This is a genomic window from Vibrio sp. Vb0598 (genome assembly GCF_033338935.1).
Classification (GTDB): domain Bacteria; phylum Pseudomonadota; class Gammaproteobacteria; order Enterobacterales; family Vibrionaceae; genus Vibrio; species Vibrio alginolyticus.
This window is the reverse complement of record NZ_JAWOTP010000074.1, coordinates 1-1,794: the sequence shown is the minus strand read 5'-3', so window position 1 is coordinate 1,794 and position 1,794 is coordinate 1. Positions and strand designations below refer to the sequence as shown.

General features: G+C 52.3%; 1 rRNA gene. It reads right to left on the bottom strand.

Going from position 1 to position 1,794, the window contains the following annotated elements:
- Positions 1-69: 69 nt before the first annotated feature.
- A 23S ribosomal RNA gene (locus R7Q38_RS22980) occupies positions 70-1,794 on the bottom strand; the annotation flags it as partial.

The following is a 1,794-nucleotide window of genomic DNA, read 5'->3' as shown; positions in this document are numbered from 1 at the left end:
TTTTTTAATTCTCGTTCTTACACATTCAATGTTCTTTCATTGAGTCCATCAAAACCCCTTGGGTGTTGTATGGTTAAGCCTCACGGGCAATTAGTACAGGTTAGCTCAACGCCTCACAACGCTTACACACCCTGCCTATCAACGTCGTAGTCTACGACAACCCTTTAGGATACTTAAAGTATCAGGGAGAACTCATCTCAAGGCTCGCTTCCCGCTTAGATGCTTTCAGCGGTTATCGATCCCGAACTTAGCTACCGGGCAATGCGTCTGGCGACACAACCCGAACACCAGAGGTTCGTCCACTCCGGTCCTCTCGTACTAGGAGCAGCCCCTTTCAATTCTCCAACGCCCACGGCAGATAGGGACCGAACTGTCTCACGACGTTCTAAACCCAGCTCGCGTACCACTTTAAATGGCGAACAGCCATACCCTTGGGACCGACTTCAGCCCCAGGATGTGATGAGCCGACATCGAGGTGCCAAACACCGCCGTCGATATGAACTCTTGGGCGGTATCAGCCTGTTATCCCCGGAGTACCTTTTATCCGTTGAGCGATGGCCCTTCCATTCAGAACCACCGGATCACTATGACCTGCTTTCGCACCTGCTCGAATTGTCATTCTCGCAGTCAAGCGGGCTTATGCCATTGCACTAACCTCACGATGTCCAACCGTGATTAGCCCACCTTCGTGCTCCTCCGTTACGCTTTGGGAGGAGACCGCCCCAGTCAAACTACCCACCAGGCACTGTCCGCAACCCCGATAAGGGGTCGACGTTAGAACATCAACACTACAAGGGTGGTATTTCAAGGACGGCTCCACGCAATCTAGCGACTGCGCTTCAAAGCCTCCCACCTATCCTACACATGTAGGGTCAATGTTCAGTGCCAAGCTGTAGTAAAGGTTCACGGGGTCTTTCCGTCTAGCCGCGGGTACACTGCATCTTCACAGCGATTTCAATTTCACTGAGTCTCGGGTGGAGACAGCGTGGCCATCATTACGCCATTCGTGCAGGTCGGAACTTACCCGACAAGGAATTTCGCTACCTTAGGACCGTTATAGTTACGGCCGCCGTTTACCGGGGCTTCGATCAAGAGCTTCGACCGAAGTCTAACCCCATCAATTAACCTTCCGGCACCGGGCAGGCGTCACACCGTATACGTCATCTTGCGATTTTGCACAGTGCTGTGTTTTTAATAAACAGTTGCAGCCACCTGGTATCTGCGACTCTCAATAGCTCCATCCGCGAGGGACTTCACCGTCGAGAGCGTACCTTCTCCCGAAGTTACGGTACCATTTTGCCTAGTTCCTTCACCCGAGTTCTCTCAAGCGCCTTGGTATTCTCTACCCGACCACCTGTGTCGGTTTGGGGTACGATTCCTTACAATCTGAAGCTTAGAGGCTTTTCCTGGAAGCATGGCATCAATGACTTCACATCCGTAGATGCTCGACGTCGTGTCTCAGCCTTAAGAGAAACCGGATTTACCTAATTTCTCAGCCTACGCACTTGAACCTGGACAACCGTCGCCAGGCCCACCTAGCCTTCTCCGTCCCCCCATCGCAATTGTAAGAAGTACGGGAATATTAACCCGTTTCCCATCGACTACGCCTTTCGGCCTCGCCTTAGGGGTCGACTTACCCTGCCCCGATTAACGTTGGACAGGAACCCTTGGTCTTCCGGCGAGGAGGTTTTTCACCCCCTTTATCGTTACTCATGTCAGCATTCGCACTTCTGATACGTCCAGCATGCGTTACCACACACCTTCAACCGCTTACAGAACGCTCCCCTACCCAAT